The sequence below is a fragment of the Variovorax sp. GW822-FHT04E09 genome, from assembly GCF_058800845.1.
Genome location: NZ_JBXAMR010000001.1, coordinates 1,165,653 through 1,189,600 on the forward strand (window position 1 = coordinate 1,165,653; position 23,948 = coordinate 1,189,600).

15 protein-coding genes are annotated in these 23,948 nt (G+C 71.7%); 4 read left to right on the forward strand and 11 right to left on the reverse strand.

Annotated features, from left to right (window positions below; translation table 11 throughout):
• Window positions 1-14 precede the first annotated feature (14 nt).
• Window positions 15-923 carry a tetratricopeptide repeat protein gene (locus AC1RL8_RS05525; RefSeq protein WP_492684137.1) on the reverse strand — a complete coding sequence of 303 codons (909 nt, stop codon included), beginning with the start codon at window positions 921-923 and terminating at the stop codon, window positions 15-17.
• Window positions 924-1,089: 166 nt separating this feature from the next.
• Here AC1RL8_RS05525 and AC1RL8_RS05530 point away from each other — a divergent pair, with 166 nt between their 5' ends.
• The 4 genes from AC1RL8_RS05530 (at window position 1,090) to AC1RL8_RS05545 (ending at window position 3,483) form a co-directional block, all read left to right on the forward strand.
• Entirely contained in the window at window positions 1,090-1,791 is a 702-nt protein-coding gene (locus AC1RL8_RS05530) for a fumarylacetoacetate hydrolase family protein (RefSeq protein ID WP_492684138.1), read from the forward strand.
• A 20-nt stretch (window positions 1,792-1,811) separates the two neighbouring features.
• On the forward strand, window positions 1,812-2,363 hold the full coding sequence (locus AC1RL8_RS05535) for an NUDIX hydrolase (RefSeq protein WP_062480276.1): 552 nt from the start codon (window positions 1,812-1,814) through the stop codon (window positions 2,361-2,363).
• An 11-nt stretch (window positions 2,364-2,374) separates the two neighbouring features.
• Window positions 2,375-2,863, forward strand: a complete 489-nt coding sequence (locus tag AC1RL8_RS05540; RefSeq protein WP_492684139.1) for a CreA family protein — start codon at window positions 2,375-2,377, stop codon at window positions 2,861-2,863.
• Window positions 2,864-2,976: 113 nt separating this feature from the next.
• A complete protein-coding gene (locus AC1RL8_RS05545; RefSeq protein ID WP_062480281.1) occupies window positions 2,977-3,483 on the forward strand; it encodes a murein hydrolase activator EnvC family protein in 507 nt (168 codons plus the stop codon).
• A gap of 12 nt (window positions 3,484-3,495) precedes the next feature.
• Here AC1RL8_RS05545 and AC1RL8_RS05550 read toward each other — a convergent pair whose 3' ends face one another.
• The 10 genes from AC1RL8_RS05550 to AC1RL8_RS05595 form a co-directional block, all read right to left on the reverse strand.
• On the reverse strand, window positions 3,496-5,121 hold the full coding sequence (locus AC1RL8_RS05550) for a phospholipase D family protein (protein WP_492684140.1): 1,626 nt from the start codon (window positions 5,119-5,121) through the stop codon (window positions 3,496-3,498).
• Window positions 5,122-5,259: 138 nt separating this feature from the next.
• Entirely contained in the window at window positions 5,260-5,487 is a 228-nt protein-coding gene (locus AC1RL8_RS05555) for a hypothetical protein (protein ID WP_070061133.1), read from the reverse strand.
• A 60-nt stretch (window positions 5,488-5,547) separates the two neighbouring features.
• Complete coding sequence (locus AC1RL8_RS05560; RefSeq protein WP_492684141.1) at window positions 5,548-6,105, reverse strand: RNA polymerase sigma factor; 558 nt, start codon at window positions 6,103-6,105, stop codon at window positions 5,548-5,550.
• A gap of 13 nt (window positions 6,106-6,118) precedes the next feature.
• On the reverse strand, window positions 6,119-18,730 hold the full coding sequence (locus tag AC1RL8_RS05565) for a filamentous hemagglutinin family protein (RefSeq protein ID WP_492684142.1): 12,612 nt from the start codon (window positions 18,728-18,730) through the stop codon (window positions 6,119-6,121).
• Between the two features lie 139 nt (window positions 18,731-18,869).
• Window positions 18,870-19,835 carry a FecR family protein gene (locus AC1RL8_RS05570; RefSeq protein WP_492684143.1) on the reverse strand — a complete coding sequence of 322 codons (966 nt, stop codon included), beginning with the start codon at window positions 19,833-19,835 and terminating at the stop codon, window positions 18,870-18,872.
• Window positions 19,836-19,908: 73 nt separating this feature from the next.
• A complete protein-coding gene (locus tag AC1RL8_RS05575) occupies window positions 19,909-20,445 on the reverse strand; it encodes an RNA polymerase sigma factor (protein WP_492684144.1) in 537 nt (178 codons plus the stop codon).
• Between the two features lie 10 nt (window positions 20,446-20,455).
• Window positions 20,456-21,178: a TonB C-terminal domain-containing protein gene (locus AC1RL8_RS05580; RefSeq protein WP_492684145.1), complete on the reverse strand. Its 723-nt coding sequence runs from the start codon at window positions 21,176-21,178 to the stop codon at window positions 20,456-20,458.
• A 108-nt stretch (window positions 21,179-21,286) separates the two neighbouring features.
• Window positions 21,287-22,618 (reverse strand): trypsin-like peptidase domain-containing protein, encoded by a 1,332-nt coding sequence (locus AC1RL8_RS05585; protein ID WP_240531137.1) that lies wholly within the window; start codon window positions 22,616-22,618, stop codon window positions 21,287-21,289.
• A 28-nt stretch (window positions 22,619-22,646) separates the two neighbouring features.
• Window positions 22,647-23,111, reverse strand: coding sequence for a YbaB/EbfC family DNA-binding protein (locus tag AC1RL8_RS05590; RefSeq protein ID WP_307585171.1), 465 nt, complete (start codon window positions 23,109-23,111; stop codon window positions 22,647-22,649).
• 33 nt (window positions 23,112-23,144) lie between these two features.
• Window positions 23,145-23,891: a S1 family peptidase gene (locus AC1RL8_RS05595; protein ID WP_492684147.1), complete on the reverse strand. Its 747-nt coding sequence runs from the start codon at window positions 23,889-23,891 to the stop codon at window positions 23,145-23,147.
• Between the last annotated feature and the right edge of the window lie 57 nt (window positions 23,892-23,948).

Here is a 23,948-nt window from a genome sequence, read left to right on the forward strand (position 1 = left end):
AGGATAGCGCCCTCTCAGGAGCGTGGTGTGGCCGGCAATGCGCAGCGGAAATCGCGCAGCCGGGCTTCGGGGTGTTCTTGCTGCCACGCATCGAGCAGGCCGCGCGCCGCGGCTTCTTCGCGCGCGGCGATGCCCAGGTGCCACGGCCCTTCGGCCGCGGGTGGTTCGCCGGGCGCGTGGTTGTGCTGGTCGTCGGGGCGCCCTTCGGAACAGGCCTTGCACAGCACCTGCATGCTGCTGGTCCAGTTCTCGGCGCTGAGGCCCGCTTCCTCGAAGCGGCGCACCAGCGCATCGATCGCCTCGGCCTGCACGTCTTCGACGAAGACTTCGTAGGTCGCATGGTCCGACGGCGCGATCAGCGCGAGCGCGTCGAACACCGGCACCTCGCGCTCGCCGCGGCGGCGGTAGCCGTTGGCGGCGCCGTCGTGCAGCACCAGGTCGCCGTAGCGGTGGCCGCTGGCGGGCGTCGGCACGTTGCGCAGGATCGCGCGCGCCGGGTCGATGCGGTCGGCCCAGACCACCTCGCTGGCCTCGTCGCCGTGCACGCGGATCGGCGTGAGGCCGACGAAATAGTCGACCGGCCCTTCACCGTCCGGGATGCCGATGCCGTACTGGCGCCATGCGCGCCGCGCCGTGGGCCAGTCGCCCAGCGCGGTGGCCGCGATGCCCAGGTTCCACAGCGCGCCTTCGTTGCCCGGCTCGCACTGCACGGCGCGGGCGTTGGCCTGCAACGACGCGGCCCAGTCGCCGCGGTACTTGTGGATGAGCCCGGCGTTGTACCAGGGCGCCGACCAGTACGGATGGATGGCGCTGGCCTGCGCGTAGGCGGCCAGGGCGCCGTCCTGGTCGCCGGCCTCGTCGCGTTCGCGGCCGAGTTCGTTGAAGGCGGTGGCCTTGCCGGCTTTGCCGAGTCGGATGGGCATGGTGGAGCGAGGGAGAAAAGAGGTCGGGAAAGGGGTCGGGGAAACGCGCAGAAGCGCCTATTGTGGGCCGCCGCAAAATCCCGAGTCCGGCGTGCCGGCAAGCCCGTGCCGCCTCTGGCACACTGCCGGTCTCCCCTCCCGCTTCGCTGAAAAAGGACACCTTCCCATGGCTTCCGAGTTTGTTTTCGCCCCGCCGGCCACCGTTTCGGTGCCGGTGGCCGGTCAGCCCGCACGCTTCCCGGTGCACCGCATCTACTGCGTGGGCCGCAACTACGAAGATCACGCCAAGGAAATGGGTTTCACCGGCCGCGAGCCGCCCTTCTTCTTCATGAAGCCGGCCGATGCGCTGGTGACGGTCGAAGCGGGCCAGACCGGCACCATGGCCTACCCCACGCTCACGAAGAACCTGCACCACGAGATCGAGCTCGTGGTGGCCATCGGCACCGGCGGCAAGAACATCAAAGCGGCCGACGCCCACAAGCACATCTACGGCTACGCCGTGGGCCTGGACATGACGCGCCGCGACCTGCAGAACGACATGAAGAAGCAGGGCCGCCCCTGGGACATCGGCAAGAGCTTCGAGCAGAGCGCGCCCATCGGCCCGATCGTGCCCGTGGCACAGGCCGGCAACGCCGAGCAGGCCGAGATCTCGCTGCAGGTGAATGGCGAAGACCGCCAGCGCAGCACCGTGAGCAAGCTGATCTGGAACGTGGCCGAGACCATCGAGCACCTGTCGGCGGCCTGGGAGCTGCAGCCCGGCGACCTGATCTTCACGGGCACGCCCGAGGGCGTCGCGGCCGTGGTGGCCGGCGACACGCTGGTGGGCCAGGTCGCAGGCCTGCCCGCGCTGACCGTCAAGATCGTCTGACGCCCGCGCGGTCCCTCTTCATGCTCCTTCGCGTACCCATCAAGCATTGCAAGAACTGCGGCACGGCGGTGGTCTACCGCGTGCCGGACGACGGCGACACCAAGCAGCGCGCGGTGTGCCCGGCCTGCCACACGATCCATTACGAGAACCCGCTGAACGTGGTGGGCACCATCCCCGTGCTGGGCGACAAGGTGCTGCTGTGCAAGCGCAACATCGAGCCGCGCTGGGGCAAGTGGACGCTGCCCGCGGGCTTCATGGAGCTCGAGGAAACCACCGCCGAGGGCGCGGCCCGCGAGACCGACGAGGAGGCCGGCGCGAACTTCGAGATCGAGGGCCTGTTCGCCGTGATCAGCGTGGTGCGCGTGGGCCAGGTCCACATGTTCTACCGCGCCCGCCTGCTCGACGACCGCTTCGACCCGGGCCACGAGACGATCGAGGCGCGCCTGTTCACCGAGGACGAGATTCCCTGGGACGAGATCGCCTTTCGCACCGTGCGCCAGGCGCTCGAACATTACTTCGAAGACCGCAAGCGCGGCAGCTTCGACCGCGTCCACGAACTCAGCATCGTTTGAAAAATTTCCCCATGCTCAAGACCCTGCGCGCCACCCTCCTCTGTGGCGCCAGCCTCGGCTTCGCACTCGCAGCTTCGGCAGCCAAGGCCGACACGGTCGGCGAGGTCGACACCGCCTTCAAGCTCATCGGCCCGGACCACAAGATCGTGGTCGAGGCCTACGACGACCCCAAGGTCAGCGGCGTCACCTGCTATGTCTCGCGCGCGCGAACCGGCGGCATCGCCGGCGCCTTCGGCGTGGCCGAGGACAAGGCCGAGGCCTCCATCGCCTGCCGCCAGGTCGGCCCGGTGAGCATCACGCAGCCGCTGCCCAAGCGCGAAGAGGTCTACAGCGAACGCCTGTCGGTGCTCTTCAAGCGCCTGCGCGTGGTGCGCATGGTCGATCCCAAACGCAACACGCTGGTCTACCTGACCTACTCCGACCTGCTGATCGACGGCTCGCCCAAGAACAGCATCACGGCCGTGCCGGTCGATCGCGGCACGCCGATCCCGCTCAAGTGAAGGGGCTGCTGAACAGCTCGGCGATGCGAGTTTGCTAGCATCGTCCGAGCGGCCGACACCGAGATGTCGGCCTTCGACGGAACCCTCCGCAACGAATCCGTTCCAACAGCGTCATGCACCTTCAGACTTTTGTTTTCCGAACCGCCGCCACGCTGCTCGTGGCCGGGGGCATTGCCGCCTGCACCACGCCCGGCCCCACGCCGCCGCAGCAGCCTGTTCCAGGCGCTACGCCGCCGCCACCGCGCCAGGCGCTCTTCATCCGCCCCGCCGCCGGCACCACCGTGGGCCGCTTCGACGGCGTGCGCAACAAGGGCCTGGACATCGCGGGCAACCTGGGCGACCCCATCGTGGCCTCGGCCGATGGCCGCGTGGTGTACGTGGGCGGCGAGCTGCGCTCCTACGGCAACATGGTCATCGTGAAACACAACGAAACCTTCCTCACGGCCTACGCCCACGCGAAGACCATCCTCGTGAAGGAAGGCGCCGTGGTGCGCCAGGGCCAGAAGATCGCCGAAATGGGCAACAGCGAATCCGACCGCGTGAAGCTGCATTTCGAGATCCGCAAGAACGGCACCGCCGTCGATCCCGAGCCGTACCTCAACGGCCGTTTGCAGCAGTAAACGTAAAAGCCGTTACAGCAGGCTTTCGGGCACCAGGGGCGCCAGCAGCTCCAGCCGCCAGCGGGCCCAGAAATGGGTCTCGGGTTCGGTGTGCAGGATGGTGTCCGCCCCGTCGCCCGACGCCGGGTTCACCCACTCGATGCCGCCGCGCGGCCCCAGCTGCAGCTGGTAGGCGCCGTCCAGCCGCATGAAACCGATCAGGCTCGTCAGCTGCTGCGCGATCTGCGGGCTGAAGATGAACAGGCCGATCTCCGTGTTGTGCAGCGCCGAGCGCGGATCGAAGTTCATCGAGCCGACGAACACCACCTGCCCGTCGATCACCGCCGACTTGCCGTGCAGCCGCCCGCTGGCCGAGCCGTAGATGCCGAAGCGCTTGGTCTGCTCCACGCGCTTGGGGCTCAGCTCGTACAGCTCCACGCCCAGCCGCAGCATCTGCGCGCGATAGCGCCGGTAGCCGATGTGCACCAGCGACTCGTCGGTGGCCGCCAGCGAGTTGGTGACGATGGTGTAGCCCACGCCGTTGCCGCGCACGATCTGCATCGTCTCCATGCCGCCCCGCCCGGGGATCAGGTAGGGCGTGGTCAGCAGCACCCCGTGCTGTGCGCCGCGCAGGTAGCGCTGCACGTTGTAGAGCACGCTGTCGGCGGCCTGGTCGGCCGGCAGCCCGCGCCCTTCGTCGGTGGGCGCCAGCGCCTTGGCGGGCGCGTCGGCATACGCCTCGGCGCGCGCCCAGCTCAGCGCGAGCTTGCCGGCGTTGAGGTCCTTGGCCAGCGGGTTGTGGCCCAGCAGGTCGGTCGATTCGGGCTCTTCGGGGTGCAGCGTCTCGGGGCCCGTGGTGAGCCGGTCGAAGCGCTCGCGCAGCGCCTGCGCCGACTCGTTGCCGCGCGGCACCAGCGACTCGATGGGGTAGACGTATTGGCTGTTCCAGTACATGTCGAACAGCGAGGACAGCCGGGGCACCACGGCGCCGGCCACCAGCGTGTCGATGTCGATGAAGTTGGAGCCGCCGTCGCGCAAGAAATACTCGTTGGCGATGTTGCGCCCGCCCATGACCGCCATCGTGTTGTCGACCACGAACAGCTTGTTGTGCATGCGGCGGTGCACGCGGTCGAAGTCCAGGATCGACCACGCCCAGCGCGTGCCGAAGCGTGAACGCCCGGCCGGGAACGGGTTGAACAGGCGCACCTTGACGTTCGGGTGCGACGCAAAGCTGGTGAACAGCGGGTCGGCGCCCGCCGTGTACAGGTCGTCCACCAGCAGGCGCACGCGCACGCCGCGGTCGGCCGCGTCGCGCAGCGTGCGCAGCAGGTAGCGGCCGGTCTCGTCGTTCTGCACGAGGTAGTACTGCACGTCGATGGAGCGCTGCGCGCGGCGCGCCAGCTCGATGCGCGCGTGCAGCGAGAACTGCGGCATCGGCAGCAGGCGAAAGCCGCTGAGCGGCTCGCCCGGCGGCGCGGCGGCCCGCACGAGGCGGCCCAGCGCGGTGTCCGCGCCGTCGGTGATGGCACTCGAGGGCTTGCGCACCACCTCGGTCGGCAGGCCGGCGCAACCGGCGAGCACGAGCATCGCCAGGCTGCACAGCAGCCAGGCGAACCACCGGGCGCGCGGCACGTCAGCCCGGGGGGACAGGTTGCGCATGAACGACAGAAAAGAGGGAGGGCAAGGGCACGGGAGCGAAGGAGAAAAAACGCCGCTGCCGCGCGGCGCGGTGCACGACCGCGCCCACGGGTGGCGGTTTCTACCACGCGCGGCGCGAGCGCGCAGCCGATGCCTTCGTCAGTGCGCGCGCTCGGACCACTGCCGCACGAAGTGCTCCGCGCGCACGTTCGCGCGCGCCACGGCCGAGTCCCACGACAACTGCTGGGTGATGACCAGCGCGCAGCGCGGAATGCCGTCCAGGCTCAGCGCCGCGATGCCGGCGTAGGTGCCCTTCGGGGTGCGCGTGAGTTCGAACCATCCCGTCCAGCCACCTGGCACGTGAAGGTCGAGTCTGGCGGAGTCCATGATGAATTCATCATAGGCCTTTAGTTTTCATTTGCAAACATTGCATACAAAAGCAACGACTCAGGCATGCATGTCCGAGCGGCGACCGGTCGGCAGCCGCTGCAGCGCCTGGCGCAGCGTGGAATCCACCCGCCGCAGCGACAGCCCGTGCCGCACGGCCACCTCGTGCCGCGTCAGCTCGTGCACGCGCAGGGCCACGAAGATGTCCTGATGGCGGTGCGGCAGCCCCTGCATCGCGCGTTCGACCGCCTTCAGGTCGGAGCGCGCCTCGGCGATCAGCTCGGGCCCCGGCGCGTGATCGGCCACCTGCGCGAGCGTGTCCTCCGCCTCGCCGGCGTACTGCCAGGGGCGCTCGGCGCGCAGGCGGTCCATCGCCGCATTGCAGGCCACGCGGAAGATGTAGGCCACGGGGTTCTGCAAGGTGTCCGCGAAGGCGGCCTCGCCCAGACGCAGCCAGGCATCGTGCAGGCTTTCGGTGGCGGCGTCGGCACACCCCAGGTGCAGCGACAGCCGCCGGTGCAGCTGCGCGTAGTGCGCCACCAGGAGTTGCTGGACGTCCGGCGGCGCAGGGGCGGTCCCCGCGGCATCGCCGCGGGGCAGCAGGCAGGCGTGCGACATGGTGCGTCGCCGCCTAGCGGCCGCGCGGCAGGCCGCGTCGTTCGGGCTCGTTCAGGCGCGTCAGTTGCGCGTCGGTGAGCGCACCGTGCCCCACCATCTGGACGAAGCCCGACGGGTCGTAGCTCGCCTGCTCCGCCGGCCTGCGCCGCACCTCCGGGGCCTCGGGCGCGCCGGACGCGGGCTCGTTGCCGAAGCCCAGCACGCGCACCGAGAACACCGACGGCAGGCTCTGGCGCGCCGCCGCGCGCTCGCGCTGCATCACGTCCTGCGCCGCCGCCGTGGCCTGCGAGGCCGCCGCGCTGGCATTGGTCAGCGCGCCGACGTTCACCGACGCCACCACCGGCAGCCCGGCGCTCTTGCCCTGCACCGCCATGTTGTCGGCATTCACGATCTGCAGCGCCGCCAGGTTCACGTTGCCCGACACGCGGATGCCCGCTTCGCCCGCATCGATGGTGCCCAGCGGCGCGATCAAGTCGATGTCGCCGGCCGGCACCTCGGGAATCGGGTTCAGCGTGGCGATGCCCGCGCCCGTGCTCGGCACGTCCGACGACAGCCCCACGTTGCCCCAGCGGTCGTACACGCGCTTGGGCGGCGTGTAGACCACCGTCGTCTTCGAGCCGCGACCGGCGTTGATGTCGCCTTCGGCCGACCAGCCCAGCACGCTGCCGCCGAAGGTGGTCATGATCCGGCTCTGGCCCAGCAGGATGCTGCCCAGCGCGTACAGAGAAATGTCGCCCGCACCCTGCGTGATGACGCCCGGAATCAGCGTGCCCACGGCCTGGGGCGCTGCGCCCTCGATGCCGAACACCTGGCGTCCGCCCGGCGTGAGCAGCGCGATGTCGCCGCCGAACAGCGTGTTGATGCCGGCCGCGCCGAACATCGTGATGTCACCCCTGTAGCTCGTTCCCGGGAACAGCGACGCGATGGCGTTGCGCCCGCGCAGGTAGCTGCCGTAGCGCACGCCGGCCTCGTCGTTGTATTCGCGGCCGCCCTCCTTCAGTTCCGCGAAGTACACGCCGCGCAGGTAGCTGCGCTGCTGTTCCGGCGGCAGTGCGTTGAAGAAGGCGAGCGCCTCCTGTGCACCGCCCTTGCCGCTGTAGCCCTGCGAGGCTTCGAGCCAGTTCACCAGGTACAGCTGGCTCGCCTGCCGGTAGTCGTTGGCGAGCACGCGGCGCGGCGTGCCGGTGTCCGCGTCGAGACGGGCTTGCCGCTGCGCCATCCAGGCCGCCGCGCCGTTGTCGTCGCCGCTGTAGCCATGCTCGGCGCGCAGCCAGTCGCCCAGCGTGAGCTGGCGGTTGTAGTTCTTCACCACCTTGCCGGCCTGGTCGGCCAGCGGCTGGCCGCTCTGCATCAGGTGGGCCGGGTCGAGGTAACGCAGCGCGAAGCCCGCGTAGTCGGGCCCGTGGGCGCCCACGCCGGCCAACATCGCGATGCCCGCACCGGGCCGGCTGTCGCCCGGCACCACCGCGCCGAGGCTGCTGACCGAGGCCCTGTTCTCCATGCGGATGTCGCGCCCGGCCGTGATCTCCAGCGTGCCGGGGCCAGCCACGTTGAAGGTGCTGAACAGGATGTCGCGGCCTGCCGAGACCACCGAGATGCCGCCCGGCTTCTGGTGCGCGAACAGGTTGCCGCTGCTCGCGAAGTAGGTCTGCGCAATGCCGCCCGAATCCTCGGCCTGGCCGACGGGCGTGCCGCTCGCGACGATGTCTCGCCCGGCCATCATCCACACCGGTTGCGCGCCCTCGTACCAGGTCTGGCCGGCACGCGTCGCGTCGTCCGGCGCGAAGCGCAGGATGCGCCCGCTGCTCACGCCGACCAGGTCGCCGTGCACGGCGTAGAACCGCGCCGGCTGCGTGCCCACCGCTTCACCCGACACCGTGTTGGGGCCGAAGGCGAACAGCGGACGCACACCGCCGCCATCCAGGCGATTGCCGCCCGACAGGTTGTCCAGCACCGTGCCATCGCCGGTCGTGCCCTGGAAGGCCGGACGCAACGGCGTCGCCAGCGCAGAGGCCGCCGCGCCCGACTGGCTCACGGTGTTGCCTCCCGCATAGATCGAGTCGCTGGCCAGGAACTCCAGCATGCCGTGGGCCGAGGGCGCCAGCACCAGCGGCGTGCCCGTGCCGGTGTTGTCGAAGGTCGCCGCATCGCCATAGAACAGGCTGCCACTGGCGGCCACCGCACTCAGGATCGAGGGGTACACGAAGGCCGAGTCGGTCACGGGCACGCCCGCGCCACCCGTCACCGGCACCAGGTTGCCGCCTGCGCCGAAGAGGCGGATGGCCGTGTGCGGTGTCCACAGGGTGAACCAGCTCTGGCCCCGTCCTTCCAGGCCGTTGGCGCTGAACGGCGTGGCATTGGGGAGGTCGACGCGCGTCGGATCGATCACCCCCTTGACCACCAGGTCGCCACGCGTGGCGAGCGTGTAGTTCGCATCGCCCGGGGCCAACACGATGCCGCCTTGCGCCATGCCGCGGGTTGCCGTGTAAAGGTCGTAGGCGCGGGTCTCGCGGGGCGACTGCGCCCGCTCGGAGAGCCCATAGACCCGGGGCAGGCTGCCGAGGGTGCCTGCCTGCAGCTGCACGTCGCCCCGAAGGTTGACGATGGCCCCGTTGAGCCCGGCGTCGGAGTCGCCACCGGCACCCTCGACGTAGGGCGTGTGGAGCGGATTGAAGGCGCCTCCCACGCGCACGAGCACGTCGCCACCGCCCGTCAGGCTCAGGCTGCCGTCGGCCAGCACACGGCCGGTGCCGCCCACCGCCAGCACCAGGCCCTGGCTGCGCCGGTTGTCGGCGTACGAATCTGTCTTGGCGCCGCGCCGTCCCTGCAGCCCCGCGTTGCCGCCCACGTCCACGCGCAGGTCGCCGCCGCCCAGCGTGCCGAAGCCGGTGAAGCCGAGCAACTTGTCGGCCGCCCCGGTCGTGCCGACATACGAGCCGAAGTTGATCCACCACGCCGTGGGCTGGTCCTGCGCGCCGCCGAAGCTGTCGCCCGTGCCCTCGCGCCACAGCCAGTTGCCGATGGCGCCGCTGCTGAAGCCCTTGTCGGCAGGATTCGGCCGCCCATAGCCGCTGCCCCCGGCGACCAGCATCGTGTCGCCGGTCAGGTCGCCGCCGGCCTTGAGCGTCAGGTTGCCGCCGGAGGCGGGGTACCAGGCGCGTGCCAGGTTCTGCGTGCCGCCATCGACGAACTTCTCGTAGCCACCGCTCGCGTCGTTGAGCACCGTGCCCTTGGCGCCCACCGCGCGCGGCAGGTTGTAGGGGTCGCCGGCCCGCGTGGCCTGCGACGAGGCGCCGGCGGTGTACACGCCGAACAGCGAATCCATGCGCAGGTTGCCAGCGGCCAGCAGGTCGAGATCGGCCGCGCCAGTGCGCACCACGCTGAAGCGCGTGCTGCCCGGCAGGTAGCTGTACTCCGGGGCGGTGATGACGCAATAGCTGGGAAGGTCCACGCAAAGCTCCGGGTACTGGATGTCCGCGAAATCGATGGGCTTGCCAGCCATGCTCTCGTCGCCCACGAAGTTGATGGACCCTTCCACGCTCCACACCTCGCCGCCGGGCTTCAGCTTGCCGAACATGCCGTAGTGGCTGTCCGCCAGCCGCAGGTCGCCCCGGCCCGCCGCCGGATGCACCTGCACGATGCGGTTGTCGGCCGCGCCCAGGTCCGCGCCGGCCACCAGCCGCACCGACCACGACTGCGAACCTTCGGGCAGCATCGCCGCCGCGGCCCACAGCCTGCCGGCGCCGTCCGGGCGCAGGTTCACCGAAGTCACGCCGCCGGGCAGCTTGATGTTGGTCGCGGCCGGGAGCAGCGCGCCCAGCGGCAGCGTGAGGGCGCCGTTGAGCACGAACTTCTTGCCATCGCCGGGCAGCAGCACGCCCTTGGGCCACACCACGCCCGACAGCGTGGCTGCCGACGGCAGGCGCATGCCGGCCCCCAGGCGCGTGCCCACCGGCAGCGTCACGTTGGCGCCGCTCACGATGCTGCCCGCCGCGAACAGCAGCGCGCCCGAAGCGTTTCGCACGTCGGCGCTCAGCACCGTGCCCACCTTCAGTTCGAGCGCCTTGGCCAGCACGCTGGCCACCGGCATCACCTGCCCGGCCACGAAGAGCGTCGACTTGATCGGCAGGTCGTAGTTGAGCGTGCCGGCGCCCCCCTCGAAGGTCGTGCCGTCGGCCAGCACCACGCCGCCGCGCGGCAGCACGGTGTCGCCGCGCAGCAGGTTGACGCCCGGCAGCAGCAGCCAGCCGCCGTCGTCCGGCGTGGCGGGCGGCGGCGCGAAGCCGTCGTTGATGCTGCCGAAGATGTCGAGGTTGCCGCCCGCGCGAAGGGCCAGCGTGCCCACCTCGCCCGAGCCGTACACGCCGGTCTTTGGTGTGTGCGGGTTGGCGCTCGCATAGCGGTAGCCCGACAGGTCGATGTCGCCCTGCACCACCAGGTCGCCGTCGGGTGTCTTGCTCACGATCTCCACGCCGGGGCGCAGATGAAAGGCGTCGGCATAGCGCGCGTTGTTCAGGCCTGCGAGCTTGCCGTTCATCAGCGCGCCGTTGGCCAGCGCGTTGTCGATGAAGACGGTGCTCTGCAGGTGCTTGGCGTCGAGGTACGCCTGGTCGATGACCTGGTAGGGCCGGCCGGTGGCTGCGGCGTCGGTGCCGAAGCGGGCATCGTCGTAGCGCCACATGCCGTTCACCGCGATGGAGCGCGCGCCCTCGATGGCGATGCTGCCGCTGGCGTCGATGCGGATGTCACCCACGGTCTCGCCGGTGCGGCCCGCGTTGAGCTCCAGCGTGCCGCGCGCCCTGCCGTCGTTCTGGCCCGGTTCGCCGCCCACCTGGGCGTCGGTGCCGTGGCGCAGGTCGATGCGCGAACCCGAGGCCAGCGTGAGCTGCCCGTCGTTCGACGTGAGTTCGACCATCGCGCGGTTCGGCGAATCGATGATCTGGCCGTGGCTGTCCACGCGCAGCGTGCGGCCGTGCGCATCGAGCACCGCGCTGCCGGCCAGCGTGAGGTTGTGCTTCGCAGCCAGGCTGATGCGGCCCACGCGCTCGCCGCTCGCGTCGATGGTGCCGGTGACGGTGAGGCTGCCGTTGTCGAGCGACACGTTCACCTCGCCGGCCTTCAGGCCGTCGCCGATGGCGAGGTCGCCCTGGCGCAGCTGGAAGCTGCGCGCGCCGAACACGCCGCCATCGTTGAGCCGCTGGTTGAGCGCCGCGAATTCGGCATCGCCGAGCTGCCGCGCGCGCACGTCCACGCTGCCTGCCGCGAACGGCACCCGCGTGCCGCCCGCGTCGTAGTGGCCGCTGCTCGCGCCGAGGATGCGGCCCTGCAGGTCGACCGTGCCGGCGGCATCGTCGAGCGCCATCGCCTTCAGCGTGCCGGCGCGGTTGTTCTGCGCCGAGATGTCGATCACCGACCCCGCCGCCTGCCGCAGGTTGCCGTGCAGGCTTTCGAGCACCACGTCACCGCCGGCGCTGTACCTGCTCAGGTCGTTGAACACCACCTCGCGGCCCGACAGGTCGAGCACCGCGCGGTCGGTCAGCACGAGGTCGCGTTCGGCGCTCAGCGTGAGCTTGCCGCTGGGCAGCGCCACGGCGGTGTCCAGCGTCAACTCGCGCCCGCGCAGGCTCAGCTCGGCGCCCAGCGCGGCATCGCCGGTGGCCGCCGCCGACGCGCCCGCGGGTGCGGCCACGCGCAGCGTGCCGCCCGCCGTGATGCGGTTCACCGAGCCCGCCTCGCCCGTCAGCAGCGGCGCCACGATGCGCAGGTTGCCGCCGCTGTACGCGTAGCCCTTGCCCGCTTCGTACGCGCCCTGCGACTGGTAGACCGAGAGACTGCCCTTGTGGTTGGCGCTCACGCGCTCGGACGCCTTGAGGTTCACGTCGGCAAAGCCCAGCACCAGGCGACCCGCGTCTTCCAGGCCGCTCGGCTGGCTGTGGGGGCCGTAGCCGAACTCGATGTGCTCGGCCTCGATGTTCAGCGTGCCGCTGCCGGTGCCCGCGCCACCACGCACCACGGCCGACGGCGCCGTGGTCGCGCCCTGCCACACCAGGCGGCCGGTGCGGATGGTGGCCACGTCGTCCGCGCCGCCCTGGCCGTAGATGGCAGGCGTGGCCAGCACCAGCTGCGCCATCGTCGCCTTGCCGGTGGCGGGGTCGATGGTGTCCAGCGCCGCGGTGCCGAAGAAGTTGACGCCACCGCTGGCGCTCAGTTCCAGCGTTTCGAGCGCGGGCGCGCCGTACTGCCGGTCGCCGCGCAGCAGGCGGTCGAGCAGGGCCTGGCTCATGGCCAGTCCCGGCGGCAGCGTGTGGTTCTGCGCGGCGGCGGCCAGCGCGGCGCTGTCGCCCACGTTGATGCCGCGCACCGCCAGCGTGAGGTGGCGCGTGCCGTAGCGCACCGCCTCGTTCATCTCGAAGCGGTCGGGCGTCACCATGGCGATGGTGCCTTCGGAATACAGCTCGGTCTGCCCGCTGCACGACGCGCTGGCACACACGCCGATCTGCAGGCTGCGGTTGTCCGAGGTGGCCTGGGTCTGCGGCACCGGCAGCGTGCTCACCCGGCCGTTGGAGACCATCAGCATCTGGCCGGTCGCGGCGTAGACGAAGCCGTCGCCGGCATCGTAGGCGGCCTTGCCACGGCCCAGGGTGTGGATGCGCGCGCCCTGCTCGACCACCACGCCGAGCGGCGTGCCCTCGGTCGCGCCCACCGCGGCCAGGAACACCTCGGGTGCGGACAGCACCGCCCCCTGGCGAAGCACCACGCTCTGCCCGCCGTCGCCGGTCTGGATGACGTTGCCGCTCTGCCCATAGTCGGCGCCCTGCAACCCGCCGATGACCAGGCGCGACGCGCCCATGCCACTGAGCGCGCCCGCATCGAGCGTGACGCCCTGGAAGCCCGCCGTCGCCGGCGCGCCGGCCGCGACGATCTCGAGACCGAGCTGCTCCTCGCTGCTCGTGGCCACCACGGAACCGCCCCGCCCGCCCTCGCCCACCTGGAAGCGCGCCGTGCCGTCGAAGCGCAAGGCCTCGGCGCCCGCGCCGGGCGCGAGCTTCAGGTGCAGGTTGCGCGCGTCCGCCGGCAGCATGGCGCGCGGCACGCCCACGCGCAGCGCGTCGGCGCGCACGAAGTCGCCGTAGCCCATCTCGTTGTATTGCGAGTAGCTGCGCAGCACCTCGCCCGAAGTCACGATCGCCTGACGGAACAGCGTGTCGCCGATGCCGGTGCGGCCCACGCCCAGCTGCGCGGCCGTGAGCCACGAACCGTTGCGCATCGCCAGCGTGCCGGTGGGCGCGCCCAGGCCGGCCGCGCCGTTCAGCTCCACGCGGAAGGCACCCTGCTGCAGCGCATAGGTCGAGGGCATCAGCGTGTAGGTGCCCGCGGGCAGGCCCGGCACGCCGGCGCCGATAGTGATGTGCTGGCCGACCAGCGGATCGACCGCGCCCTTCTCGGCACCCGTGGGCGCCACCGCCGGCTGCACGCCGGGCACGATGGCATACACAGGGTTGGTCGCGAGCCCCGGCAGCGTGAAGCCGCCGCGGGCGCCGACCTGCATCAGCGGGCTGAAGCGCGCGTCGGTCGAGCCGCCGCGTCCGCTCACGAAGCCCGCGCCCCTGAGGTTGCCGCCGCCCGACAGGTCGAGCGTGGCGCCTTCCTGGCCTTGCACGCTGGCCCCCATGAACGTGAGGCCGATCGTCTGGTTGCGCTTGTAGGTGTCGCCCGCGCCCACGCCGGTGAGCTTGACCTGCTTGCCGTCGTACAGGTAGTTGATGCCGTCGACCGTGCCGCCATAGGGCATGTCCAGCCCCTCGCCGCTCACGGACGTGAGGCTGCCGGGCAGCAGCCTGACCTGCGTGGTGAGCGCATCGCCGAGCGTCAGCTGCCCGAGCGGCACCCGCACCACACCGCCCTGCTCGATGACGCCGGCGCGCAGCGACAGGTCGCCGAAGGCCGAGTACGGCACCTGCGGGCTCGCGCCGGTGCCCTCGATGCGCAGCGCCGTGTCGGGCCGGTAGGTGCCGTCCGGCGCCAGGCCCGCGGACACCAGCGCCACCACGCCGGTGGCCGGGTAGATCTGCGCGGCGCGCAGGGTCAGGCTGCCGGGCACGACGAGGCTCGTGGAAACGCCGACGTCTTGCCGGCCTTGCAGAAAGCGCAGATCGCCACTGCTGGCCAGCGTGACATGGCCGAAGGCGGCCAGGTCGACCACGGGCGACTCGCTCGCGCTGTCGAGCACGGGGACCTTGCCGTTGACGCCGAAGCCCATGCCGTCGCGGATGTCGATCAGGTCGCCGGCCACATCGAGGCGGGCGCCGGACGGCACGCGCACCACACCGCCTTCGGCGACGGGCGCCCTCAGGACTTCGCGCGAGAACGACGGCATCGCGCCGGCCAGCCGCACGTGCGCGGCCGACAGTGCCACGTGCGCGTCGTCGGGCGCGTTCGTGCCGAGCGCGAGGCCGCCGGCGTAGATCTGCAGGCCCTGCCGCATGCGCAGGTCGACGCCGTCTTCGAAGGCGAGCGTGGAGCCTGCAAACAGCGAGAGGGTATCGAAGCCGCCGCGCCGGACCGTGTCGGTGCCCAGCCGGCCCTGACCGTAGGCGAGGGCCCCGTCGTCGACGCCGGCTTGCAGGGTGTCGGGCGCAAGCGGTGCGCCCTGTTCCACACCCAGCACCAGCACGCGGTGCCGGCGCACGCGGTCTTCCGCCTGCTGCAGCGGGTCCAGGTGCAGACGCAGACCGGGCGTGCCGAGCACCACGGCCAACGCGCCGCCGGCCGCACGCTCGCCGCCCGCGACGGCGCGCAGTGTGCCGTCCAACTGCAGCCCGTTGTACGACGCGAGCGAGATGCTGCCGCCGTTGCTGGCGACATCGGTGGCGCCCATTCCGGGCACGTCGAGCACCGCGTGCGTGCCCGAGGCATCGAGCAGCGCGCCCGGGCGCACCACGACGAAGTTCTGCGACGCGGTGGCCTTGCTTCCCACCGGATCGATCTCGCCGCCGACCACGATGCTGCCGCCGTCGCGCACCAGGCCGTAGCGCTTGCCGGTGGTGTCCGTGGCAGTGGCCGCGTGCGCCGACGCATCGAGCACCGCCTGCCCGCCGATCCAGATCGAGCGGGCATGGGCCCTTGCATTGGCAATGTCCGATTCGAGGTCGGTGATGTCCACCGTCTTCAGCACGATGCGCCCGCCGTTCGCGCGCAGCGTGCCGTCCACCGTGAGCTGGCCGGCGCTGCGCACCTCGATGGCCTGGCCCGGGTCGACATGGATCGCCGCGCCCTTGCCCACCACGGCCTGCACCGTCGGCAGCTCCTGGGCGAGCGTGGTCGTCGTGCCGGCCTGCAGCGACAGGCTCGCGCCCTTGCGCTGCGTGAGCACGGCCTGGGTCGCGTCTTCCTGGTAGAGCGGCGGCGTCCACACCTCGAGCGCGTCGGCCGGACGGCTGCCGGTGGCGATGTCCTGCGCGTGGGCGCCGAAGCGGTACACCGGCATCGTCACGTCGATCCGCGCACCGTCGGCCACGGTGAGGCCGTGGTTGCCGATGAGCGCGTAGCGGCTGAAGCCCTTGTCGAAGAAGCCGGCGTCGAGCATCAACGTGTCGGCCTGCGCCGTGCCCGAGGTGTCGCCGATGGCGACGCGCATCGTCTGCACGGTCAGCGTGCCGCCACCGTCCACGCCGTGGCCGCGCAGCACCGCGCCGTCGAGCGCGACATGGCCGCTGCCCGTGTTGAAGCCATCCGCCTCGAGCGTGACGCTGCCGCCCTTGCCGCCTTGCTGTTTGGCCTTCGACAACAGCGCCGCGCCGGACGACACGTCGATGACGCTGCCGGTGCCCAGCACCACGTCGCCGGTGCTGCGCACGGACACGCTGCCGCCGTTGCGGTAGGCCACGCCGCCCGCGTCGGCGGGGTTCTTCGGCAGATTGGTCCACAGGCCGCGGGTGTCGAGCGTCGCGCCGCCTGCGAGCACCACCGAGGTCGTGCCGCCGTCGGGCGCGGTGAGCGTGCTCGTGTCCTTCAGGTAGTTGAGGCTGACCTGTTCGAGCACGTTGCCCAGCTGGATGCCACCGCCGCGCGCGACGAGGTCGGCATTGACCTTCACGTTCGGGCTGTACAGCACGAGGTGGCCGCCATCGCCGACCTGCAGCGCCTTGTCGACCGCGATGCTGTCGGTGGCCGCGATGCGCACCGCGCCCAGGCGAAAGCCGCTGAGCTGCGCCGCATCGAGCACCAGCGTGTCGCGGCGCTCGGCGGGCAACACCGTCGAGAGGTCGAGCCCCGCCGCAATGCCTTCGGCCGTGTCGCCGAGCACCACGTTCTTGATGCCCGCTGCATCGAGCCGCCGGTGGATCGCACCGGCCGTCTTGTCGTAGTAGGCGTCGTAGCGGCCCACGACGAGCTGCCCGCGCTGCGCCACCGCGCCGGTCGACTGCTGGTAGCCATCGAGCCCGGCCTGCCGCGCCTGCGTCTGGCGCTCGCCCTGGAAGGTCTCGCCGACGATCGCGCCTTCGAGCACCGCGGCCTGGGTGCCGACGATGAGCAGGCCGGCGTCGCGGCCCACGGTGTAGCCGCTTTCCAGCCGCGTCTGCGGGCCGATCAGCGGGTTGTAGAAGAAGCCCGTCGTCTTCTTGCCCCAGCGCGCGTGCTCGTCTTCGAAGCCCTTGTAGACGCCCGTGTAGCGCAGGTCGCCCGGCGCCTTCGACACTTCGTAGAGCCGCCCGTCGGCGCCCTTGAGCCAGCTCTGGTTGAGCTTGCCCGTGAGCACGTCGAGCGTGCCGCCCGAGATGTTGATGCTCGCGCCGCGCTGCGTGACCAGCTCGCCGCCGCTGAAGCCCACCACCCCGCCCTGCGCCATCCACTCGCCCACGCCGTGCGCCTGCGTGCCGAGGTAGCCGCCCACCTCGAGCAGGCCGCCGCCGGTGTACCAGCGTTCGCCCTGGTAACCGCCGGTGCCGCCGGGCACGAAGACCAGCGAGCGCCGGTCGATCCACAGGTCGTTGTTGTTGAGGTTCTTGCTGTCGCGGTTGAGCGGCGCATCGCGCTGCTCGTTGCCCTGCACGTTGATCTTGATGTTGTTGGATTCCATCGCGAGCTTCACGCCCACCGCGCCCGACACGTCGATGCGCGCACCCTCGCGCACGAGGCTGCGCTGCTTCGCGTCGACCACCACCTGGCCGCCGGTGGCCAGCGTGAGCGAGCCGGCCTGGAACTCGACCGTGCCGCCGCTGGCGACTTCGACGCGCGACAGGTCGCGGCGGTCGCTGCCCGCCAGCACGATGGCGCCGGTGCCCAGCTGGACCGCCGGCGCCATGAGCCCGGCGCGCTGGCTGTCGAGCGCGGTCGCGCCACCGGTGTCGAGCACGATGGCCGTGGTGCTGCCTTCGCCGAACCTGACCTGGCCCGCGGCGCCGGTCGCGTTCAGATGCACCGTGCCGCGGGTGTTGACCGAGGTGCTGGACAGGATGACGCCGCCCTGCACCACCTCGCGCCCGGCCAGCGTGACGTCGCCGGTGGTCGCCTGGATCAGCCCGGTGTTGCGCACCGTGCCCGCCGGGCTGTTCGTGTCCAGCGTGACCGCGACTTCGTTGCCGCGCGTGGTCGAGCCCAGGTTGCCGTCGGTGCCCACGCCCTTGCGGATGGTGAAGTGGTCGCCCGCCGCCAGCATCGTCTGCCCGCCGGGCGTGGCGATCTCGCCGGCGTTGTGCACCTCGGCGCCCAGCAGCAGCACATAGCCGCCGCCCTGCGTGGCCGAAGCGGGTGCGGGCGTGGAAAGCCTGGCACCGGCCTGCACCTCGACGCGGCCTTGCGCGTTCTTGAAGTTGGGCGCGCTGCCGTTGGCGTACACGCCGTGGGCCTGGAACTGCGCGTCGTCGATCTGCGCCGCCGCGGCCACGAGGTTGCGCGTGTCGACCTGGCTGCTGCCGCTGAACACGATGCCGTTGCGGTTGAGCACCATCACCGTGCCGTCGGCCTTGATGCGGCCCTGGATCTGGCTCGGCCGCGCCTGCGGGTCGTTCACCCTGTTGAGCACCGCCCAGTCTTTCTGCTGCGCGAAAGCCACCGTGGTGTTCTTGCCGACGTTGAAGGTCTCCCAGTTCAGGATGGCCTTGTCGGCCGTCTGCTCGACGGTGACGACCGTGCGGCCGTCGACCTGCCGCTGCGAATCACCGGTCAGTGCGCGCGCGTTCGACCAGCCGGCAGTCAGCGAATTCGTGTCGACCTTCAGGCCGCCTTCGGCCAGGCCGTCGGGCACCGAGGGGTCGTTCTGCGCGGCGCGCCGCGCGGCCGCCTGTGCCGCCTGCTGCGCCGCGATGCCGCGTGCCGCCAGGTTCAGGTTGCCGATGGACTGCTGCAGCTGCTCGCTGGCGCGCTGCTGCTGCGCGAGCGGACTCGTGAGCTGCGCCGCCGGCGACCCGTTGGGCATCAGGCCGGTGGCCGTGGCGGTGGCCTGCGCCGCGCCCTTGGCGTTGAACCAGGTCGGGCTGAAGGCGCGCTGCGCATGGGCCGGCGCGGCAGCCGCTCCGGCGGCCAGTGCCAGCGCCATGGCCTGTGCCAGCGGCGAAATCCGGAAGCTCCTCGCCTGCACGGCAGCGCCCTGGCGGCGGCTGCGGTGTCCCTCGTGTGTGTTCATCTGACGCCCGGTAAAGAATGAAATGCACCGGCACGGAATCCGTGCCCCTTACTGGACAGACCGACAGACGCAAACAAAACCGCTAAGTTTCTGGACCAATCCTGAGCGCACGCGAGGGCCAATCAGGCTGTCACATTCATCAGCTAAGGAGCAGCACGCCGCCCGGCAGTGCGCGCGCCTCGAGGTCGTACGAGCGCTGGATCTGCACCAGCACCGTGTCGAGCGAAGCGATGGCGAAACGCCCGCTGACTTCGCGCCCGGCCAGGCGCTGCGCCAGCAGCACCACGCGACCCGGCCGGTAGCGGTTGATCTCCTCGATCACGTGCGCCAGCGGCGTCTGCCGGAACACCAGCACGCCGCTGCGCCAGGCCGAGGCTTCGCGGGTGGCCACAGCCGCCACCGGCCCGAGCGAAGCCGCGTCGTACTGCACCTGCTCGCCGGCCTGCAGTTCGCGCGTGCCCTTCGCGTGCGTGACGCGCACGCGCCCTTCGAGGCAGGTCACGCAGCCCCGGCCCGCGAGGTAGCGCACCTCGAAGCGACCGGCCTGCGCCTCGCTGCGGGCCGCGCCCGCCACCACACCGAAGGGCTGCGGCCCGGCCGCCAGATCGACCGCCGCCTCGCCCGCGATCAAGTCGATGCCGACGACGCGGCCCTCGACGCTGCGGCGCTGCACGCTGGTCTGCGTGTTGAGCACCAAGTCGACGCCCTCGGCCACCTGCACCGCGCGCTGCTCGCCGGTGGCCGTGCGGTAGTCGGCGTTCCACTCGCCGAGCGACGGCCACAGGCCCAGCGGCGGAGAGACCACCGCCACGCCCGCGGCCCCGGCCGCGCCCACCGCCGCGCCGAGGAACGCGCGGCGCGCAGCCACCGGCCGCGCCGACGACACGGGAGGTCGCTGGACTTCGGCCGGCATGCCGCCGATGGCCGGGTCGAGCGCTTGCCACAGGCGCCGGGCCTGCGCCAGCGCGGGCTGGTGCTGGGGGTTGCCATCGCGCCAGCGGCGAAAGCCCTCGACGTCGTGCTGCGTGGCCGCGCCGGACGACAGCCGGCGCAGCCAGGCCTGCGCTTCGCGCAAGGCCTGGGCGTGTGCATCGGGCGGGGTCATCGGGGCTTCAACCCGTGCGCGCTGAAAGATGTCGCATACCCATGAGACGGCTCTCGACGCGGTGAACCGCACTTTATTTTTCATGCGGCTCCTTTGCTTCGGGCGTTCGACCCATGCGGGCGGCGATGTGGTCATGCGCTTCCTTGAGTTCCTTTTCCACCGTGCGCAGCGAGATGCCGAGCCGCGCCGCCACCTCGCGCTGCGGCAGGTGCTGCCAGCGCACCATCACCAGCACCTGCCGGCGCCGTGGCGGCAGCCGCTCGATGAGCGCGCGCAGCGCGGCCAGCTCCGCGCGGTCCTGCGCGATCTGCGCGGGCCCCGGCGCGGGGTCGGGCGTTTCGTCGAGCAGCGCCTCGATCTCGTCGGACGTGGCCAGGCGCCCCTGCTTCGCGACCTGGTCGTAGGCCAGGTTGACGGCCACGCGCAGCAGGTAGGCGGCGGGGTCGTGCACGCCGTCGATGTCGTCGCGGCTTTCCAGACGCAGCCAGGTGTCCTGCAGCGCGTCGCCGGCGCGCTCGGCGTTGCCCAGCCGCCGCGCGAGCCGCTGCTTGAGCTCGTCGTAGCGCGCGACCAGGAAGTCGCGCAACGCGGGCAGCGCGTTCTCGGGCATGGCGGTGGCGTCAGTGCCGCACCGGGCACTCGAGCCCCGGCGTCTGCGAGCGCGGCAGGATCAGCATCGTGAGCGGCTGCGCCATGTCCGGCGGCGGCGCGCGGTCGATGCGCAACTGCCGCAGCGTGTCGAGGATGGCGTCGTCGCGCGCGCGCTCGCCGCTGGTGTGCAGCAGGAAGGCATGGGCGATGCGGCCGGTGCCGTCGATCACGAAGCGCATCGCCGCGCGGTAGCCGCCCGGTGCTGCGCGCGGGTGGGCGCACAGGGCTTCCCAGACGCGGGTCTGGACCAGCCCGTCGTAGCCGCGGTGCGCGGTGGCGGGCGCGGCCTGCACCGCATCAGCCGGGCGTGCCGGCGCGGGCACGCCCGGCGCGAGCCGGAGCACGAAGGCGGTCGTGGCCCCCACGCCGGCGTCGTCGGCGACCAGGCCCGTGCCCGCGAGCAGCGCATCGAGGGCGGCCTGCGCATCGAACAGGCCATGCACGGGCGCGGCGTGACGTCCGGCCACGCGTTCGGCATCGAAGAACACGGGCAGCCCGGTCGCGCGGCCGTACTGCTCCAGCGCGGCGGCCAGCGGCTGGGCCGCAATGTCGAAGGCGATGCGCGCGGCCTGCGGCCGAAGCGGCGCCGCGTCGGACTGCGCGCGGGCGCTCATCCACGGCCCGGTCATGCAGGCGACCAGCGCGATGCCGACCAGGGAGACGAGAGGAAAGGAAGGAGGTGCATGCCGCATGAGTTCGATACGCCCGGCGAAAGCCGCCGCCCGGGGGGCATGTCGAAGCGGATGCTAGGTTCGCTTCGTGACGCTCGAATGACGCGGCCGGTCAGCGCGACGCCCTTCTCAGCACTTCGGCGACCCGGCCTGCGCGCAGATCGGCACGAAGATCCTCGCCCCCGCGCGCTGCACCAGCAACGCCGCCGTGCCGTCGGCCCCTTCCAGCGCCTGGGCCAGGGCTTCGGCGCTGTCGATCGGCTGGCCGTTGAGCGCCAGGATGACGTCGCCCGGCTGCACGCCCGCGCGCGACGCCGCCACGTTCACGCGCTGCACCAGCAGCCCGCCCTCCACGCGCAGGAACTGCCGCTCGGCCGGCGCCAGCGGGCGCACCGCGAAGCCCAGGCGCGAGGGCACCGAGGCCGCTGCCGCCGCATCGCCTTGCAGGCGCGGCGTGTCGTAGCCCTCCACCTTCACCTCGACCACGTGCTCGGCGCGGTCGCGCCACACCATGAGGCGCGCGCGCTGCCCCGGCACCTGCTCGGCGATGAAGCCCAGCGCGTCGGCCGCCTGCACCACCTCGCGGCCCTGCACCGACAGGATCACGTCGCCGGTCTTCAGCCCGCCGCGCGCCGCCGCGCCGCGCGGCTCGACGTCGGTGACCAGCGCGCCGGCCGGGCGCGGCAGGCGGAAGGTGTCGGCCAGCGCCTGCCCCACCTCCTGCACGGACACGCCGATGCGCCCGCGCGTGACGGTGCCGGTGGCCAGCAGCTGGTCCTTGATGCGCATGGCGGCGTCGATGGGAATGGCGAACGACAGCCCCTGGTAGCCGCCGCTGCGGCTGTAGATGCGCGAGTTGATGCCGATCACCTCGCCGCGCAGGTTGAACAGCGGCCCGCCCGAGTTGCCCGGGTTGATCGGCACGTCGGTCTGCAGGAACTGCATCGACTCGGCGCCCGGCAGCAGCCGCCCCTTGGCGCTGACGATGCCGGCCGTCACCGAGTTGCCGAAGCCGTAGGGCGAGCCGATGGCCGCCACGCCGTCGCCGGGCTCCACGTCCGCCGGATCGCCGATGCGCACCGTGGGCAAGCCGGTTGCGTCGATCTTCAGCAAGGCCACGTCGGCCAGTGCGTCGAGGCCGATGAGCCGCGCCCGGAACTCGCGCCGGTCGGGCAGCTTCACGCGGATCTGCGTGCCGTGCGCGACCACGTGCGCGTTGGTGAGGATCAGCCCGTCGGCGCTCACGAGGAAGCCGCTGCCCAGGCTGCTTTCATCGGCCTCGGCCGGCGGTGCGCGCAGCAGCCAGCGGTCGCTGAAGCGGCGCGCCGGCACCGACGGCCGCTCCACGCCGATGTGGACCACGGCCGGCCCGAAGGCCTTCACCAGCGCCGCGAGCCCCGGCACGGGCCACGGCATGGCGGCGTGCAGCGGTACTGCAGCCGCAAGGCCCAGCAGCGCCACACAGATCAGGCGGCGGCGGCGCGATCGGTCAGGTGCGCGCGACAAAGCTGAGCGTGAGTTGCAGCACCATCGGCTGGCGCATGTCGCGCGGCGGCGGTTCGGCCAGCGGCTGCGCGGTGAGCAGCGCGCGCAGGTCGGTGTCGGCCTGCGCGTCGCCCAGCGAATCGAAGGCCACGCGCTCGACCTTGCCGCTGCCCGCGACCCACACGCGCACCACCACCGGCGCGGGCGGCACGGGCTGGCCTTCTTTCAGCATGCGTTCCTGCATCCAGGTGTGCAGCCGCACCACGGTGTCGCTGGCCGGGTCGCTGAGCGACGACTGCAGCTGGTTGCTGGCGAGGTTGGCGTAGCTGATCCAGTGCTGCGGCACCTGCGGCTGGGCCTGCGCCGACGCGGCCAGGGGCGCGGCGGCGGCGGACAGCCCGAGGCCGAGCCCGCCGAGCGCCAGGCGCAGGCGGCGCCAGCCGCGGGTCTTGCCGAAAGAAAAGGTCATGGGAGTTCCAATGAAAAAGTCGAAGAAGGACGCTCAGCCGCACAGCACGCCGACCGACAGGGTCGAGGCCCGCGCAGCGGGCGATTGCTGCGGGCCGAGCTGCGGTTCGCGGCTGTGCGTGTAGGCGACGCCGTGGGCATCCAGGAAGTCGCGCAGGCGCGCCGCCGGCACCGCGCGCACCCGCGTCACGCCGCCCGCCACGCCCGCGGCCGAGGCCGCGCGGCTGAGCACCATGCCCGACGCATGCGGCGCGGCGGCGACACGCTCGACCACCACGCCGAGCAGCAGGCCATCGGCGCCCAGCACCGCGCTGCCGCTGGCGCCGGGTTGCACGCCCGACAGCAGCTGCAGGCCTTCCACGCCAGGCACGGTCATGGCGTTGCTGAGCAACGCCGCGCGATCGGGCATGCGCTGCAGCACCGCATAAGCCTCGGTGAACACGCCCACGCTGCCCGGGGCCGGCGTGCGCGCGTCCGCCGCGAGCGTGGCGTGCAGGTACGGCGTGAGGGTGGTGCGCAGCACCGCGACGTCGAGCTCGGCGCTCTCGGCGATCACCCGGGCCTGCGCCACCTGCGCGTCCTTGAGGGCGAACAGCGAACGGCAGTCCGCCACCGCATGGCGCGCGGTCAGCACGTCGCCGGCGGTGTTGAGGAACACGCCACTGGCATTGGCCTCGGGCGGCGCGCCATGCGCCGCACCGGCCAGGGCGGCGAACGCCGTGGCCAGCAGGAACGACGCCCACGGGCGGGGGCCGGCAGAAGACAACAGCAGAGGGGGCATCGGACAGTCACGAAAGCTCTGAGACAAAGACGGAACTGCGCGCCCCGGAATGTCGTT

What these genes read in the sequence shown, in the direction of transcription:
- AC1RL8_RS05525 (WP_492684137.1), bottom strand. Translation starts at nt 923, where the DNA reads ATGCCCATCCGACTCGGCAAAGCCGGCAAGGCCACCGCCTTCAACGAA.
- AC1RL8_RS05530 (WP_492684138.1), top strand. Translation starts at nt 1,090, where the DNA reads ATGGCTTCCGAGTTTGTTTTCGCCCCGCCGGCCACCGTTTCGGTGCCG.
- AC1RL8_RS05535 (WP_062480276.1), top strand. Translation starts at nt 1,812, where the DNA reads ATGCTCCTTCGCGTACCCATCAAGCATTGCAAGAACTGCGGCACGGCG.
- AC1RL8_RS05540 (WP_492684139.1), top strand. Translation starts at nt 2,375, where the DNA reads ATGCTCAAGACCCTGCGCGCCACCCTCCTCTGTGGCGCCAGCCTCGGC.
- AC1RL8_RS05545 (WP_062480281.1), top strand. Translation starts at nt 2,977, where the DNA reads ATGCACCTTCAGACTTTTGTTTTCCGAACCGCCGCCACGCTGCTCGTG.
- AC1RL8_RS05550 (WP_492684140.1), bottom strand. Translation starts at nt 5,121, where the DNA reads ATGCGCAACCTGTCCCCCCGGGCTGACGTGCCGCGCGCCCGGTGGTTC.
- AC1RL8_RS05555 (WP_070061133.1), bottom strand. Translation starts at nt 5,487, where the DNA reads ATGGACTCCGCCAGACTCGACCTTCACGTGCCAGGTGGCTGGACGGGA.
- AC1RL8_RS05560 (WP_492684141.1), bottom strand. Translation starts at nt 6,105, where the DNA reads ATGTCGCACGCCTGCCTGCTGCCCCGCGGCGATGCCGCGGGGACCGCC.
- AC1RL8_RS05565 (WP_492684142.1), bottom strand. Translation starts at nt 18,730, where the DNA reads ATGAACACACACGAGGGACACCGCAGCCGCCGCCAGGGCGCTGCCGTG.
- AC1RL8_RS05570 (WP_492684143.1), bottom strand. Translation starts at nt 19,835, where the DNA reads ATGACCCCGCCCGATGCACACGCCCAGGCCTTGCGCGAAGCGCAGGCC.
- AC1RL8_RS05575 (WP_492684144.1), bottom strand. Translation starts at nt 20,445, where the DNA reads ATGCCCGAGAACGCGCTGCCCGCGTTGCGCGACTTCCTGGTCGCGCGC.
- AC1RL8_RS05580 (WP_492684145.1), bottom strand. Translation starts at nt 21,178, where the DNA reads ATGCGGCATGCACCTCCTTCCTTTCCTCTCGTCTCCCTGGTCGGCATC.
- AC1RL8_RS05590 (WP_307585171.1), bottom strand. Translation starts at nt 23,111, where the DNA reads ATGACCTTTTCTTTCGGCAAGACCCGCGGCTGGCGCCGCCTGCGCCTG.
- AC1RL8_RS05595 (WP_492684147.1), bottom strand. Translation starts at nt 23,891, where the DNA reads ATGCCCCCTCTGCTGTTGTCTTCTGCCGGCCCCCGCCCGTGGGCGTCG.